Annotated in this window: 12 protein-coding genes; 7 read left to right on the top strand and 5 right to left on the bottom strand. The window is 67.2% G+C overall.

The window, feature by feature from the left end; translation table 11 throughout:
- The first annotated feature begins 8 nt into the window (after positions 1 to 8).
- The 7 genes from AC3RCC_RS01615 to AC3RCC_RS01585 are packed head-to-tail and all read left to right on the top strand — an operon-like array spanning position 9 to position 8,510.
- Positions 9 to 1,070 (top strand): ABC transporter substrate-binding protein, encoded by a 1,062-nt coding sequence (locus tag AC3RCC_RS01615; protein WP_291640245.1) that lies wholly within the window; start codon positions 9 to 11, stop codon positions 1,068 to 1,070.
- A 5-nt stretch (positions 1,071 to 1,075) separates the two neighbouring features.
- On the top strand, positions 1,076 to 2,332 hold the full coding sequence (locus AC3RCC_RS01610) for an ABC transporter permease (protein ID WP_492257395.1): 1,257 nt from the start codon (positions 1,076 to 1,078) through the stop codon (positions 2,330 to 2,332).
- A 1-nt stretch (position 2,333) separates the two neighbouring features.
- Positions 2,334 to 3,170, top strand: a complete 837-nt coding sequence (locus tag AC3RCC_RS01605) for an ABC transporter permease (RefSeq protein ID WP_291648007.1) — start codon at positions 2,334 to 2,336, stop codon at positions 3,168 to 3,170.
- A complete protein-coding gene (locus AC3RCC_RS01600) occupies positions 3,167 to 4,636 on the top strand; it encodes an amidohydrolase family protein (RefSeq protein ID WP_492257394.1) in 1,470 nt (489 codons plus the stop codon). The genes AC3RCC_RS01605 and AC3RCC_RS01600 overlap by 4 nt, the downstream gene beginning before the upstream one ends.
- A gap of 3 nt (positions 4,637 to 4,639) precedes the next feature.
- On the top strand, positions 4,640 to 5,752 hold the full coding sequence (locus AC3RCC_RS01595) for an ABC transporter ATP-binding protein (protein ID WP_492257393.1): 1,113 nt from the start codon (positions 4,640 to 4,642) through the stop codon (positions 5,750 to 5,752).
- Positions 5,753 to 5,757: 5 nt separating this feature from the next.
- Entirely contained in the window at positions 5,758 to 7,329 is a 1,572-nt protein-coding gene (locus tag AC3RCC_RS01590) for an amidohydrolase family protein (protein WP_492257392.1), read from the top strand.
- Positions 7,329 to 8,510, top strand: coding sequence for an amidohydrolase (locus AC3RCC_RS01585; protein ID WP_492257391.1), 1,182 nt, complete (start codon positions 7,329 to 7,331; stop codon positions 8,508 to 8,510). Before AC3RCC_RS01590 ends, AC3RCC_RS01585 begins: the two co-directional genes overlap by 1 nt.
- A gap of 47 nt (positions 8,511 to 8,557) precedes the next feature.
- Here AC3RCC_RS01585 and AC3RCC_RS01580 read toward each other — a convergent pair whose 3' ends face one another.
- From AC3RCC_RS01580 to mnhG, 5 genes are all read right to left on the bottom strand, one after another.
- Entirely contained in the window at positions 8,558 to 10,990 is a 2,433-nt protein-coding gene (locus AC3RCC_RS01580) for a penicillin-binding protein 1A (protein WP_492257390.1), read from the bottom strand.
- A 167-nt stretch (positions 10,991 to 11,157) separates the two neighbouring features.
- Positions 11,158 to 12,216 carry a D-alanyl-D-alanine carboxypeptidase family protein gene (locus AC3RCC_RS01575; RefSeq protein ID WP_492257389.1) on the bottom strand — a complete coding sequence of 353 codons (1,059 nt, stop codon included), beginning with the start codon at positions 12,214 to 12,216 and terminating at the stop codon, positions 11,158 to 11,160.
- A 299-nt stretch (positions 12,217 to 12,515) separates the two neighbouring features.
- A complete protein-coding gene (locus AC3RCC_RS01570) occupies positions 12,516 to 13,802 on the bottom strand; it encodes a sigma-54-dependent transcriptional regulator (RefSeq protein ID WP_492257388.1) in 1,287 nt (428 codons plus the stop codon).
- Positions 13,799 to 15,229, bottom strand: a complete 1,431-nt coding sequence (locus tag AC3RCC_RS01565; RefSeq protein WP_492257387.1) for an ATP-binding protein — start codon at positions 15,227 to 15,229, stop codon at positions 13,799 to 13,801. Before AC3RCC_RS01565 ends, AC3RCC_RS01570 begins: the two co-directional genes overlap by 4 nt.
- Positions 15,230 to 15,255: 26 nt before the next feature.
- Entirely contained in the window at positions 15,256 to 16,422 is a 1,167-nt protein-coding gene (gene mnhG, locus AC3RCC_RS01560) for a monovalent cation/H(+) antiporter subunit G (RefSeq protein ID WP_492257386.1), read from the bottom strand.
- Position 16,423 lies beyond the last annotated feature (1 nt).

The following is a 16,423-nucleotide window of genomic DNA, read 5'->3' as shown; positions in this document are numbered from 1 at the left end:
GGTTACCGATGCGGCCGCTTCATGCTGCGATCGCGACTGCGATCGCCCTTACCCTCTCACAGGCGCCGGCTCTCGGCGCCGAACCGCTGACGATCGTCACCCAGGGCGGCCAACCAGGGGATGTCCAGAAGAAGACGGTCTTCGAGCCCTTCACGGCCGAAACCGGAATCCAGATCAGGGTCGATACCTTCAACCAGGAACTGGCGCGGCTGCGCACGCAGATCGAGACGGGCAACCTCATCTGGGATGCGGCGAGCCTCAATCCCATCAACGAGGTCGCCGGCTGCGAGGAAGGTCTGCTCGAGAAGATCGACTGGTCGAAACATGCCAAGGCCGCGGCCTTCGAGGCCGTGGGCGGCTTCGGCGAATGCGGAGCGCCCTACCTCGCCTCGCCGGGCGTCCTCGTCTTCGATGCCGACAGGCTGAAGGGCGACGCCGCGCCGAAGAGCTGGGCCGATTTCTGGGATGTGAAGAAATTCCCGGGCAAGCGCTCCCTGATGTACCAGCCCGACCAGACGCTCGAGATTGCGCTGATGGCCGACGGCGTCGCGCCATCCGAAGTGGTCAAGGTCCTCACCGGGCCGGGCGGGGTCGACCGCGCCTTCAGGAAGCTCGCCGAGCTCAAGCCGCACCTCAAATGGTGGAAGAGCGGCGATGAATCCATGCAGCTCCTCCTCACCGGCGAGGTCTCCATGGGCTATGGCTGGCTCGGCCGCGTCAATGCCGCCAACAGCTCCAACGACCGCCGGCTGCGCATCGTCTGGGATGCCGGCTACACCAACGCCGTCATCTTTCTCGGGGTCCTGAAGGGCTCGCCGCGGAAGGAGGAAGCGATCCGTCTGATCGCCTATCAGCTCTCGGCCCCTGTACAGGCCCGGTACATGGAAGTGCTCGGCAACCCCCCGGCCAATGCCGAAGCGAACCCGCTGCTGAGCGAGGGCCGCCGCGCCGGCCTGCCCGATCCAAAGTCACGCAAGGGGATGATGCAGGCCGGCTCGCAATACATTAATTTCTGGCTCGATAACGGCGACGCCATCCGTCAACGCTTTGCGACCTTCGTCGCGCAATGACGGTCATGGCGTCCGCTTCCCCCCGATTGGCGCCGGTTGCGACCGTCGACAACGCGCGCCTCGCGGCCCAGGTGAGCGCGTCGGAGCGAAAGCATCGGCTCAAGATGCTGGCGCTGCTCGCTCCGAGCGTGATCTTCACCGCGCTGTTCTTCGTGCTGCCCCTCGCGCTCTTCATGTTCAGGAGCGTCGACAATCCCGAGATCCAGACCCATTTGCCGCGTACGGCGCAGGTCATGCAGGGCTGGTCGGGGAAGGGCGAGCCCGACGAGGCGGCCTTCGCCGCCATCGCCGCGGATCTCGGCGCGCTCCGCGGCCAACCTTCGCTCGGACTGATCGGGCGGCGGCTCAACTACGCCCTGCCCGGTGCGCGCGGCCTTCTCACCAAGACGGCCCGGCGCCTGCCGATCACGGAAGGAGCGTCCGCGAAGGAAGCGCTGATCGCGATCGACAAGCAATGGGCCGACCCGGCCCTCTGGGGCGTGCTGCATCAGCAATCCGGGCGCCTGACCGACTTCTATCTCCTCACGGCGCTCGACCTGCGAAAATCGCCCGAGGGCGAGCTGCAGCGCGTCGCCCCGGACCAGCGCATCTTCATCGACCTCTACGGCCGGACCTTGTCGGTCAGCCTGACCGTCACCGCCCTGTGCCTGCTCATCGGCTTTCCGGTCGCGGCGGTGATGGCGAGGGCCGGAAAGCGTGCGGCCAGCTGGATGCTGATGCTCGTCCTGGTGCCGTTCTGGACCTCGCTGCTGGTGCGCAGCACCGCCTGGGTCATCCTCCTCCAGAACGAGGGGCTGGTGAACAAGACGCTGATGGCGCTCGGCATCATCAGCTCGCCATTGCCGCTGGTGTTCAACCGGGCGGGCGTGATCATCGCCATGGTCCACGTCCTGCTCCCCTATGCGATCCTGCCGATCTACAGCGTGATGAAGGGGATCTCCGGCAACCATCTGCGCGCGGCCGCCTCGCTCGGCGCCTCGCCGCTGCGCGTCTTCCGGACGGTCTACCTGCCCTTGACGCTGCCCGGCGTGGCGGCCGGCGGGACGCTGGTCTTCGTCCTGTCCGTCGGCTTCTACGTCACGCCGGCGCTCGTCGGCGGCCCGGGCGATCAGATGATCGGCTATTTCATCGCCTACTTCACCAATTCTGCGGTGAACTGGGGCCTCGCCTCGGCGCTCGGCGCCTTCCTGCTGATCGTCGTCGCAGCGATCTATCTGGCTCTGGGCAAGCTCGTCGGCTTCAACCGTCTGCGGGTGCGCTGAGATGAGATCCGGTTCTTCCACCCCCTTCATCGAGCGGCTGGCTCTCGGCGGGATTCGCGCCTTCGCCGTCGCGGTCCTGGTCTTCCTGGTCGCGCCGATCTTCGTCGTGTTCCCGCTGTCCTTCACGGCGGGCCAGCTCCTGGTCTTTCCGCTCCCGGGCTGGTCCCTGCAATGGTACCGCGAGTTCTTCACCAGCCCGCTCTGGACCGGCGCGCTGCTCAACAGCCTGTTCGTCGGCATCGTGACGACGATCGTCGCGACCTTGCTCGGCACGATGGCGGCGCTCGGGCTTCACGGCGCGCGGTTCCGGCTCAAGCCCCTCGTCATGGCGCTGCTGGTCACGCCGATCGCCGTGCCGGTCGTCATCATCGCGGTCTCGGCCTTCTATTTCTTCGCGGCGGTCAACCTCGTCGGCACCTATATCGGCCTGATCCTGGCCCATGTCGCGCTGGCGCTGCCCTTCGTGGTGATCACCGTCTCGGCGACGCTGCAGAGCTTCGACCCCAATCTGCCGCGGGCCGCCGCGAGCCTGGGGGCCTCGCCTCTGCGCACGTTCCGGACGGTGACCTTGCCGATCATCGCGCCCGGCGTGGCCTCGGGCAGCGTCTTCGCCTTCGTCACATCGTTCGACGAGCTCGTCATCGCCCTGTTCATTACCAGCCCGCAACAGCGCACGCTGCCGCGGCAGATCTTCAGCGGCGTCAGCGAGAACATCTCCCCCACGATCACCGCTGCGGCCGTCGTGCTGCTGCTGGTCTCGGTCGTCCTGATGCTGGTGATGGAATGGCTCCGGGCCCGCTCGGAGCGGATGCGGCGTCCGGCAGGAGCAGAGCAATGACCGAAGAGACCGCAGACCTCGTCATCTCCGGAGGCCTGGTCGTCGCCTTCGACGGCGAGCAGCATCGCTATCTGGAAGCCGGCTCGATCGCCATCGCCGGCGACAAGATCCTGGCTGTCGGCAAGGATTTCGCGGGCCAGGCCAAGCGCAGGATCGATGCGCGCGGGCTGATCGCGATACCCGGGCAGATCAGCACGCATGCCCATATCGGCGCGCATGAGGGCCCGCGCCTTCTGGTCGATGGCGGCCGCAGGGAGTTCGTCAGGTCGAGCTTCCTGCACTTCCTGCCCCAGAACCGCGTCGGCCGCCCCGGCTTTCTCGCGCCCCAGGATGCGCGGGCCTCGCTGCGTTACGGTTTCGCCTCGCTGCTGCGCCATGGCGTGACGACCGTGGTCGCCTTCGCCCCGGCCGGTCCGCGGGATGGCGAGATGATGCTGGAGACCGCTCGGGAATTCGGCATCCGGCTGGTCTGGAGCCCTGTCGTGACGGGCGGGCGCTACTGGCTGGAAGAGGATGGCAAGGTTTCGAGCGAGCTCGATACGAAAGCCGGCTTCCAGTCGCTCGAAGCCACGGCTCGCTTCATCGAACGCCTGCCGAAAACGGCAGACGCGCGCGTCTCGGGGCTCGTCGCGCTCGATGAATATTACCTCTCGACGCCGGAGCTGCGGAAGCAGGCCAAGAAGGTCGCCAACGCCCTTGGTGTCCCCTTCACCCTGCATTTCGTCGAGCAGCACCGCGAATTCTACGAGACGATGGGCCAGACCGGCCTGACCCCGGTGCAGTGCCTCGCGCAGGAGGGCGTCCTCGACGCCGGCACGATCCTCGCGCACTGCGTCTACATCTCCACGCACAGCGCCATCGGCTATCCCGTCGAGGACGACATCGCGATCCTCGGCGCGGCAGGCGTCAACGTCGCGCATTCGCCGGTGGCCTTCGCGCGCCGCGGTATAGCCCTCGAGAGCTTCGACCGCTTCCGCCGCGCCGGTGTGAATGTCGCGCTCGCGACCGACACCTATCCGCTCGACATGTTCGCGGAAATGCGGATGGCGTCGCTGATGAACAAGCTCGCCGATGGCAATTTCGAGGCGGGCGCTGCCGCCGATGTCTTCCGGGCCAGCAACCTCGCCGGCGCGTCGGCGCTCGGCCGCCCCGATCTCGGCCGCCTGCAGCCGGGCGCGAAGGCCGATATCGTCCTGGTCGATCCGCGCTCGCTTTCGTTCGGAGCCAATCCCGACCCGATCAGGGCGCTGGTCCATCTGGCCGGGCCCGATCGCGTCAGCAGCGTCATCGTCGACGGAAAGGTCCTGGTCGAAGACGGGCGCCTGCTCGTCGCCGACGAGGCGGAGATTCTCGCCGAGGTCGCCGCATCGAGCCGGGCGGTCTGGGACGCTCATCCCAGCCACGACATCCTCGGCCGGACGGTGTCCGAGCGCTTCCCCCCTTCCTTGCCCCTCTGGGCGGAGTAACTCATGAGCATCCAAGCCATGGCGACCGACGCCGCGCCGGCCAGCGAGCCTCTGGTTCGCTTCTCGCATGTCCAGAAGAGCTATGACGGCCAGTCGCTGGTCGTTAAGGATCTCAATCTCGACATCGCCCGCGGCGAGTTCCTGACGCTGCTGGGACCGTCCGGATCGGGAAAGACCACGAGCCTGATGATGCTCGCCGGCTTCGAGGCCCCGACCAATGGCCGGATCACCTTGCAGGGCCGCGAGATCACTGCTTTGCCTCCCTATAAGCGGGGCATCGGCATGGTCTTCCAGAACTATGCGCTCTTTCCGCACATGACCGTCTCCGACAACGTCGCCTATCCGCTTCGGGCGCGGAAGATGGCCGAAGCCGAGATCGCGCAGCGGGTCACGGCGGCGCTCGATATGGTCAAGCTCGGGCCGTTCGGCGCACGGATGCCGGCCCAGCTCTCCGGCGGCCAGCAGCAGCGCGTCGCGCTGGCGCGCGCCCTCGTCTTCGAACCGGAGCTGATTCTGCTCGACGAGCCCCTGGGTGCGCTGGACAAGCAGTTGCGCGAGCGCATGCAGTACGAGCTCAAGCAGATCCATGAGCGGCTCGGCGTCACCATGGTCTATGTCACGCATGATCAGGAAGAGGCCCTGACCATGTCCGACCGGATCGCCGTTTTCGACCAGGGCCGGATCCAGCAGCTCGCCCCTCCCGAGGAACTCTACGAAAGCCCGGCAAACGCTTTCGTGGCCGGCTTCATCGGCGAGAACAACACGCTGGAAGGGGAAATCGTCGGGAGCGCGCAGCGCATGGTCACCGTTCGCCTGGCCCCGGAGGTCCTCGTGACGGCGACCGCGATCGATCCGCTCGCGGTCGGCGATCGCGCGGTGCTCTGCCTGCGTCCGGAGCGGATCAGCCTGGCTCCCGAGGCGGCAGACAATACCTTCACGCTCAAGGTCGAACGGCTGGTCTATCTCGGCGAAGCCACGCGCGTCGTCTTCAGCCTCGGCGGCCAGGAGCTGATCGCGAAGGGCGACCCGATGAAGGTGCCGGTCAGCCTCGCCCGCGACGCTTCGGTGCAGGTCGGATGGCGAACCGCCGATTGCCGGGCCTTTCGTAGGGAATGACGGGCATGTCATCGCAGGAACTGGCGGACCACGCCGGCCCGGTGATCGTGCGCGGGCGGCATATCCTGTGCGGTATCGACGGCGACGACCGGGCGGAACTGCATGCGGGCGGCGCGCTGCTGGTCACAGGGGGCCGCATTGCCGGGTTCGGCTCCTTCGAGCAGCTGTCGACCGCCCATCCCGCGGCGCAGGTCTTCGGATCGGCCGGCGACATCGTGATGCCGGGGCTGGTGAACGCCCACCACCATACCGGGCTCACCCCGCTCCAGCATGGCACGCCCTTCCTGCCGCTCGAGCTCTGGCTGCCGCGCTTCATCGGCTGGCGAACGGTCGACCCTTATCTCGATACGCTCTACTCGGCCATCGAGATGGTCGAGTCCGGCGTCACCGCCGTCCAGCACATCCATGGCGGGCCGACGGGGCCGCGCGAGGGCTGGCTCGCTGCGCCCGACGCCATCATGCGCGCCTATCGCGACATCGGCATGCGCGCCTCCTACTCCTTCATGTGGCGCGACCGGAACAGGTTCGTCTACGGCGCGCAGGAGGCCTTCCTGGCATCGCTGCCCCGCGAGCTTCGCGCGCCTCTCGAGGGCATGATCTCCGCGACGCCAAGCGCGGTCGGGGAGCTCGCGGCGCATTTCGAGGCCCTGCATGACCGCTTCGGCATGGCCGAGGACGGGCTGAGTTGCGTGCAGCTCGCGCCGGCGAACCTGCAATGGTGCACGCTCGAAAGCCTCGTCGCCCAGCGCAAGCTGGCGGAGCGCTATGATGTCGGCCTGCACATGCATCTGCTGGAGACACCCTATCAGCGGCATTTCGCGGCGATGGACACCGGCGGCAGCGCGGTCCGGCACCTGTCCGATCTCGGCCTGCTCGGCCCGAAGATGACGATCGGCCACGGCATCTGGTGCACCGAAGCCGATATCGATCTGCTGGCGAGCACCGGAACCTGCGTCTGCCATAATGCCAGCTCGGGCCTGCGCCTGCGCAGCGGTGTCGCGCCGGTGAAGGAGTTCCAGCAGGCCGGCATCACGGTGGCGCTGGGCATCGACCAGGCCGGCATCAACGACGACCGCGACATGCTGCAGGAGATGCGCGTCGCCTGGAATCTCCAGCGTTCGCCGGGCCATGATTTCGAGCCGCTGTCGGAGCGCCAGATCTTCCGGATGGCGACCGAGAACGGCGCCGCGACCACCGGGTTCGGCGCGTTGATCGGCCGGCTGGAAGTCGGCCGGGCCGCTGACATCGTCATCGTCGACGGCGCCTTGCTGTCGCGGCCCTATCTCGATGGCGATACCGACATCGTCTCGGCTCTGGTCCAGAGAGCCAAATGCGGCATGATCCGCGATGTCCTGATCGATGGAAGGGCGGTGCTGCGCGACGGCAAGCTCGCCTCGATCGACAAGGAGGCGGTGCTCGCCGAACTCGAGACCGCGCTGCAGCGCCCGCCGACCGAAGCGGAACAGGCTCGCCGCGCTCTGGCGACTGCTCTGCACCCTTATCTGCAGGCCTTCTATCGGGACTGGCCGATGCCCGCGCCCGAAACGGGCTTCCGCAGCTTCAATGCGAGATATTGATGAGCGCGACCTCCGACCTGACCCTCAATCGAGCCCGGCTTGCAGACGGCCGTCTGGTTTCCATCGATATCTCCGGCGGCAGGATCGCTGCCCTGCGTCCCGCCGGCGATCCCGTGCGGCGTGGCCGGGAGTTGGACCTCGGTGGCCAGTTGGTGCTGCCGGGCCTGACCGACGGCCATGTCCATCTCGACAAGACCCTGCTGGCCATGCCCTGGCGACCGCATCGCTCCGCCCCTTCGATCCGAGCGCGTATCGAAGACGAGAAGGCGCATCGCCGCGCCAATCCGGCCTCGCTTGTGGAGCGTGGCGCCGAGAAGCTGCTCGAGACCGCGCTGCGCCTCGGCACGACCAGCCTTCGGACCCATGTCGACATCGACGAGGTCTCAAAGCTCGATACGCTGAAGGAGGTGCTTGAGCTGCGCGAGCGCTGGGCGGATCGGGTTCAGATCCAGATCGTCGCCTTTCCCCAGAGCGGTGTCGTGACCTGCCCGGTCGCCGCCGGATACCTGGAGGAAGCCCTGCGCATGGGCGCCGATTTCATCGGCGGGCTCGATCCCGTCGGCATCGATGGCGACCAGAAGGGTCAGCTGGACGTCATCTTCGGCCTGGCGGAACGCTATGGGCGCGGGCTCGACATCCATCTGCACGATGGTGGCGAGATCGGCCTTGCCGAGATCGACGATATCGTGGCCCGCACCCGCGCCGCCGGCCTGGAGGGGCGCACGACGATCAGCCACGCCTTTGCCCTCGCCGATGCCGACCCCGCCCGGCTGGACGCGACCGCGAAGGGCCTGCGCGAGGCAAAGGTCTCGATCCTGTCCAGCGTTCCGGGTGGGGATCGCTGCCCGCCGATCCCGAAGCTGCGCGAACTGGGCGTCGACGTCTTCTTCGGCTCCGACAATATCCGCGACTGCTGGAACCCCTCCTCCGTCATCGGCATGGTCGATCGGGCCATGCTCGCGAGCTACCGCTTCGGGCTGCGGCGCGACGAGGACATCGCCGCGCTGCTCGACCATGTCACGACGATCCCGGCGCAGGTCGCCGGGCTGGGAGAGGGCGGGGTCGAGGTTGGCGCACGCGCCGACCTGATCGCCTTCGACGCGGCGCATCCGCCGCAGATCATCGTCGAGCGCCAGCTACCGAACATCGTGATCGCAAAGGGAGCGATCATGCATTCCTGAGGCCGGCAACCGCACGGCGCGCGGCTTGCCCCGGTCCGCCCGCGGCTTCAATAGAGCCCCCCGGAGCCGGAGGTCAGCGCCGCGCGGTCCTGCTGCCCGGCCGGCAGGCTGTCCGAGAAGCGCGGAAGGGCGGTTTCGGCAGGCGCTGTGCCCGGCTTGAAGGCTTCGAGAATGCCGCCATCGCTGGTGCGCAGGCCGGAGCCCGGATCGACGCGGATCAACTTGATCCCGGTCGGGACCCGGAACGGGACGCCGGGCTTGCCGTGCAGGGCAGCGCTCATGAAATCGCGGAAGATCGGCGCGGCATACCGGCTGCCCCAGGCGGAGGCGCCGAGCGGGGTCGGGTTGTCATGGCCGATATAGACCCCGACGGCCAGGTCCGGCGAGAAGCCGATGAACCAGAGATCCTTGGCGCCGTTCGTCGTGCCGGTCTTGCCGCCCAGCGGCTTGCCGACCGATTGCACGATCCTTGCCGTACCGGCCCGCACCGTGCCTTCGAGGATCGAGACCATCTGATAGGCCGTCAGGGGATCGATGACCCGGTCGGAGCGGTCCGTCAGCTTCGGCTCGGCCTGGCCTGCCCAGCGCGTCGCCGCGCAGCCCGGGCAGCTCCGGCGATCATGCCGGAAAATCGTCCTGCCGTGTCTGTCCTGGATCCGGTCGACCAGTGTCGGGCGAATACGCTTGCCGCCGTTCACCAGCATGGCGTAGGCGGCGGTCATGCGCATCACCGTCGTCTCGACCGCGCCCAGGGCGCCCGAAAGCACGAAAGGCATGTCGTCATAGACGCCGAAGCGCCGGGCATATTCGCCGACTAGCGGCATGCCGATATCCCTGGCGAGCCGCACCGTCATGAAATTCTTGGAACGCTGGATTCCGTTTCGCAGGGTCTGCGGACCGGTGCCGCCGGCCCGTCCGGCATTTCTCGGCCGCCAGGTGCCGAGACCAGCGCCCTGTTCGATTGCGACGGGCTCGTCCGGGATCAGGCTCGTGGGCGTGTAGCCATTGTCGAGCGCTGCCGCGTAGACGAAGGGCTTGAACACCGATCCCGGCTGACGAAGCGCCTGGGTCGCCCGGTTGAACTCGGACTGGTCGTGAGAGAACCCGCCGACCATTGCGAGAACCCGGCCGGAGAAGGGCTCCATCGCCACGATTGCACCATTGATCTGCGGAATCTGCCGTAGCCGGACGCGGGCCGGATCTTTCGCGCCGGGCTCGACATAGACGACATCACCCACCGACAGGAGCTGCGAGACGCGCGCGCGCCTGGTCCAGCGGATCCCATCCCTTGCGAGGGTGACGATACGGCGCTCGGCGCGCAGGTTTCCGGCGGCGTCGAGCAGGGGATGAAGTCCGATGCGGGCCGCATCGCCGGCGACCTTCAACACCACGCCCAGCCGCCAGGGCGCCACGTCGCCCAGGACCTTGAGCGCGCCCAGCGCCTGCCCCCAATCGCCATCGCCGAGATCGAGCTTCTGAACCGGTCCACGCCAGCCCTTCGTCTCGTCATAGCGCACCAGCCCGTCGACCAGCGCCTTTCGCGCCATGAGCTGCAATTCGGGGTCGACGGTGGCCCGGATCGACAGGCCGCCTTCGATGAGCTTCTTCTCGCCATAGCGATCCTGGACCTCGCGCCGAATCTCCTCGACGAAGTAGCCGGCGGCGATGTTGTTCGGCGAAACCGTATAGGGGGTGACGCCCAGGGGCTGTCGTTTGGCCTCCTCGCCAGCCGCATGCTGGACGTATCCGTTCTCCACCATCCGATCGATGACATAGTTGCGCCGCTCGATCGCGCGCTCGGGATTGCGGAAAGGGTGCAGGTCCGTCGGCGCCTTCGGCAGGGCGGCGAGATAGGCGGCCTCGCGAAGCTCGAGCTCGTGCACGGACTTGTTGAAGTAGTTCAATGCCGCAGCCGCGATGCCATAGCTGCCGCGGCCCGGGGTCGGCGCGCCGAGATAGATCGAGTTCAGATAGAGCTCGAGGATCTTCTCCTTCGAGTAGGCTCCTTCGATCCGCCGGGCGACGAGCGCCTCGCGGATCTTGCGCTCCAGGCTGGCCTGCGTTCCGACGAGGAAGTTCTTCGCGACCTGCTGCGTGATCGTCGAGGCGCCCTGCGGCCTTCGCCCGGAGCCGAAATTGCGCAGATTCGAGAGCGCGGCCCGGGCGAGACCGGTGAAGTCGATGCCGGAATGCCGGTAGAAATTCTTGTCCTCGGCCGAGATATAGGCCTCGATCACGCTTCGGGGGACAGCGGAGATCGGCAGATAGAGCCGCCATTCACGGGCGAACTCACCGATGAGACGTCCGTCGGCGGCGTGAACCCGCGAGGTAACCGGAGGCTCGTAATCCTGCAATTTTTCGAAGCCGGGTAAATCTCTAGAGTAATGCCAGATTATAAGCCCGGTCGCCGCAAGGCATGAGACTGCAATAATCGATATAGAAGATGCTATACCGGCGATGAATCGAAGAATAATACGCATGATGCGGGGTTGATGTAAATAAAATGCGGCATAAATTTGAAGCAAAGAAAAAAATTGCTATCTTATATTATGTGTCGATTGGATGACGAAGCCTTCGTGGGCGGCTGGCCTCGCAACGATTTGCGGTCGCAATGCCGTCGAAATCGGCCATCTGCAGCCCGGCCTTCTCATTGCTGGCCCAGGCCGGAGGGGCGCGGCGCAGGGGAGGGCGAAGAGGTCGCCAAGGCTGAGCGCCGCGTGCGGATCGTCCAGGTTCTGGGCGCGATCGGCGCGCCCAGGAGGCTGGCGTGTCCGCGCTGTCCCATCGGATAGAGCTTTCTTTGCCGCCGTTCATAGGCCGCAGCCTGCGGGCCGCAGAGCCTGGCGCGCAGATCTTCGGGCCTGGAGGCTGTCTGGTTCGGCAGCGCCCGCAGCGCGGTCCGCCTGCCGCCCTCAGTTTTCGTGAAGCCGTGTTGCAGGAGCTGGGCGATACGCTCGCTGCGTTCCCTCTCGGTCGTCGCGCCGAGCACGACCGCGACCAGACGCTTTTCGCCGCGGACGGCGAGCGAGACGAGATTTCGCCCCGATGCGCAGACGAAGCCGGTCTTGAGCCCGATCGCGCCCGGAAAGCGGGTGAGGACCTCGTCGCTCGACTTCAGGACGCGGCCGTCGATGCTGACTTCGGAACGATCGAAGAAGCGCAGATAATCCGGGAAGCTGCGATCGATGGCGACCCCGAGCAGGGCCAGGTCCCTGGCGGTGGTGACCTGCCTGCGGTCGAAGAGGCCGTCCGGATTGACGAAGCGCGTGCCCGTCATTCCCAGGCGCCGGGCGGCATCGTTCATCATCGTAACGAACTCGGCCTCGCTGCCCGCGATGGTTTCGGCGATGGCAGCCGCAGCCTCGTTGGCCGACACCGCCAGCATCGCGTAGAGCGCGTCCTCGAGCGACATCGTGCTGCCCGGCGCCAGGCCTGACTGCACGGATTCCCGGGCGAGGGCCTTGCGTGAAAAGACGACGTCCTGGCCGAGCGCGACGCGCCCCGCGCGCAAGTGCTCGAATGTGACGAAGGCCGTCATCAGCTTGGTCGTCGAGGCTGGATACCAGGCGCGGCCGGCCTCCTCGGACCGGAGGACCTGGAGACTGTCGGCATCGACGAGGAGGGACGGTGTCGCTTGGGCGGAAGAGGCGAGCGCAATCAGAAGGCCGATGACGGCACTGCGGGCAAAGGTCGAGGGACAGGGCAATTCTATACCGAGGCTTGGACGATATTGTTGTCGACTGGCTTCGAGGTGAGCTTCGCGCAGATCAGATCCGCCTGGCGAAGCAGCCTTGCCGTCTCGTCTGGCGAGAGCGGCAAGCAGGACCGCGAAGTGCTTGTTCGGTTCCGACAATGGCTTGCGAAATGCGGCCGCTTGATGAAACGGCCCGTGCCTGATCGCGAACGGTGCTGGGCTGTTACTTTCGAGCAACAGCGGATCTCGCGCGCTGTTCGGGCAGGAGGGCCGTCCTCAACGACGCTTCGCAGGAGCTTCCGATCCGCCGCTCAGCTCGCGGAGCGGCGCTTCCACAGCGTCGTGCGGGAGATGCCGAGCAGCTTCGCGGCCTCGCCGAGATTGCCGTTCGTCTGCGCCAACGCCTTCGCGATCTGATCGGCGTCGGCATCGAGCCGGGCGCGGGCGAGGTTGGGCCTCGGCAGCTCGGACAGGCGCATTTCCGGAAACAGATCGGCGGGCCCCAGCAGATCCTGTTCGGCCATCAGCCGGGCTCGCTCGATGCGATTGCGCAGCTCGCGGATATTGCCAGGCCAGTCATGGCCCAGCATCGCCAGACGCGCCTCGTCGGTGAACCCTCCCGGCGTGCTTCCGCCGGCCTGTTCCAGAAGGCGCAAGGCGAGCGGCAGGATCTCGTCGACCCGCTCGCGCAGCGGCGGGATGGCGAAACTCAAGACGGAGAGGCGAAAGTACAGATCGTCACGGAAACGCCCGTCGCGGCGCATCGCGTCGAGATCGGCATTGGTGGCTGCGACGATCCGACCCCGGAACGCGCTGTCCTGTGCGGCCCCGACCGCTCGGAAACGTCCGTCCTGGAGCACGCGCAGCAGCGCCGTCTGCAGGCGGGCGTCCAGCTCGCCGATCTCGTCGAGGAAGAGCGTGCCGCCACGCGCCTCCTCGAAATGCCCGACATGGGTCTGCGCCGCGCCGGTGAAGGCGCCGCGCTGATGGCCGAAGAACTGGCTTTCGAGCAGCTCCTTCGGGATTGCCCCGCAATTGACGGCGACGAACGGCTCCTCGGACCAGGGCGATTCCTCATGCAGGCGCCGGGCGGCGACCTCCTTGCCGACCCCGGTCTCGCCGACGATCAGCACGGGAAGGCGCGATCCGGCGGCACGCTGCAATTGCCGCGCGAGCACGGCCATTGCGTCCGAGGGCGGCTCGACCTCGACGGGCCCGGCCACTGCGCCGCGCCCCCGCAGCCTGTCCCGGATGCGTACGACCAGCTCGTCGACATCGTAGGGCTTCGTCAGATAGTCGTCGGCTCCGGCCTTCACGAGGCGGACGGCCTGTTCGACCTCGCCGAAGGCGGTGACGAACATGATCGGCGTCGTCCCGAGGAAGCTCTGGGCCTGCCGATAGCAGTCCTCGCCGGAGCCGTCCGGCAGGCGAATATCGCAGAGTATGAAGGCCGGGCTGCGACGCCGCATCGCCACCAGCGCCGAGCGCACGTCCCGGGCCCAGACCGGCTCGAAGCCTTCCAGCTTCAGGCGCTGCTCGATGGCGCCACCCAGGACCTGATCGTCCTCGACGACGAGGATGACGGGGCGTTCCGTCATGGCTTCTGCTCCTCGGGTTGAAGCGGAAGGGTCAGCGTGACGGTCGTCCCGGCGCGCGGCGATGCCTCGATGCCGATGCGGCCGTTCAGGCGCTCGACGAGCCGGATCACGATGCCGATTCCAAGGCCGGGCCCCCCGGGCTCGTCCAATCCGGCCTCGTAGGCGCGTATCACGGAGCGCGTCATGCCCTCGCCGGTATCCGAGACCTTGAGCACCAGAGAGGCCTGCTCCAATCGTGCCGAAAGCCCGACTTGTCCATCCCGCGGCGTCGCACGAATGGCGTTCAGCAGAAGATTCAACAGCACCTGTCGGACCTCGAGGGCCGGCACCGGCACATTCTCCGGCAGGTCGATCTCAACCATCAGCCTGACGCCCCGCGCTCGGCTGTCGGCTTCCACGAGCAGGCGCAGATCGTCGAGATCCTGCCGCGTGAGCTGGCGCCAGTCGGCCTGCGGGCGATAGCTCGCCAGGGTCGCGTCGACGACCTGCCCGAGCGCATCGACGCCGCGCGCCAGAAAGCCGAGTGTCTCCTCGCGCACCGAGGCCTGATCGCCGAAATGCCGCAGCGTCGATACCGCCGTCCGCATGCCGGCGAGCGGATTGCGGACCTCATGCGCGATCACCGCGGCAAGCTGGCCGAGATCGGCCTTGCGCTGCTGCTCGGCCATATGCGCGAGCATGTCCTCGCGCTCCCGACTGGCATGGACCATGGCGTTGAAGGCGTGGAACATCAGCCTGGAGGGCTTGTCGACCGGCATGGCGGCGGCCTCGATCGGCTTCGGGAGCCCGAGAGCCGCCTCGTATAGTCGTTGCGCGATCAGGGCAACCGGCTGCTGGATGCGGCGCACCATGAAGAAGCCCGCTACCGCGCAGAGACCGGAAAAGGCGAGATCGGCCGCCAGCAGCAGCCAGCGCAATCGCTCCCGGTCGCGCTGGAAACCGGATACGTCGAGCCGCGCCACCACCGTGCCATAGGCTTCGCTGCCCGTCTGCAATGGCCGCCAGAACCAGGCACTTCCGTCGCGCCCGCTGATCGTGCCTGCGGCACGGGTTGCGACCTCGCTCGGAATGGCCTGGGGTGCGACGCTCTCGCCGCGCGCGGCCACGACGATGGCCGACCGGGCATCGACGAAGGCGACCTGACGCTCGACGATGCCCTCATGGAACGAGAGCGCGTTATGCAGCGCTGCTCGGGCGGCTTCCGAATCGCCCGCCCGGACATGTGGCAGCAACACGGCCGACAGACCGTCGAGATAGATTTGCCCGAGCAGTTCGGTCTGCTGCGCGGTTTGCCGCGCCATGACCGAGAGCGCGACCTGGGTCGAGGCCACGGCCGCAAAGAAGATCATGCCGGCGGCGGCGAGCGGCAGCCGGATCGCGACCGGCAACGCGGCGATGGAGAATCTCAGGGCCAGCTCCCGAACCATTGTCAGAGAGTGGAAATCTGGTCGTCTCAGCCGAAGATGACAATCGGCGCGGAACGCGCGATGCCGCCTGCGCGCCGTGCCTGGTTGATCCAGCCCGGATGGCCCTGGTTGCCGTGCACGATGACATGCGCAGCCAGAAGTTCCTGCGTCTTGTCGGCCGCCGGCACCGAGCCCCTGCCTCGTCGCCCGGTCAAGGCCGATGCGCGCGCGATCTCCGCCTCATGGGCGCCCTCCTCGCAGTGCAGAACGAGTTCCGCCTCCGGCCACGGATCATTGGCCAGGAACCAGGCGAGCCGGCGCTCGCTATGCGGCGAGCCGTCATGCAGGAACACGATCCGTTCGATCGCCTCCGGCGAGGATGCGACGGCCGCAAGCGGAAAGACGCCCCGCGCGACCAGATGGCCGAGCGGGTCCCCGACACCGTCGCCGGCACCGTGATCGAACCAGCCCTGGCCGTCGATCAGCAGGAGCCCTCGTTGCGGCAGATGCGCTCCGAGCAGCGCTGCTGGATCGCCTTCTTCGAGCTGCAATGCATAAGAGAGACCGGCATGGCTGGCCGCCGCCTCGAAGCGCTCGACGCTCGCCGCAAGCTGGCGCCTCGCCTCCTCGAGGCGTGATGCGCGCAGACGCGCGGCATAATGGTTGCCGCCAATGGGCACCGGGCCGATCTTGGCGATCTGCTTGGCGTCGATGATGGCGAGCGCCAGAAGTTCCGCGTCGCTCGCTTTCGCCAGTGCGATCGCCTGGGCCGCGACAGCCTCGCCGCCCGGACCGGCGGACAGCGCGACGACCACGCGAAAACGCACCGAGGCGGCATCAGCACCGGCCGGGCGCGGCATGCGCTGCGCGAAGGGACCATCGAAGGAGCCGCGCTTCAGGGTTCCCGCCAGCTCGTCGTTGCTCGTGCCGCTCCATAGCGGCACCCCCGCGACATAGCCTGCGCGCGCCAGCAGATGGCCCGCGATCGGCGTCGTCACGAGCAGGAAGCCGACCCCGATCGCGACCTTTACCCAGACGTCGGGCGAGGGGTAGGCGAAGCCGACACCGATCAGGACGAGACCGCAGCCGGCAACGCCGGCTTCGGTCGCCGCATGCATGCGCATGAAGAAATCCGGCAGGCGCAGCACGCCGGCCGCGGCGATCAGGCAGATCGCGGCGCCGGTGACGAGGAAGAGCGAGGATAGCCAGAGCATG

This window comes from Allobosea sp. GW823-FHT01F03 (assembly GCF_058798075.1).
This window is presented reverse-complemented; position numbering and strand designations above follow the sequence as displayed.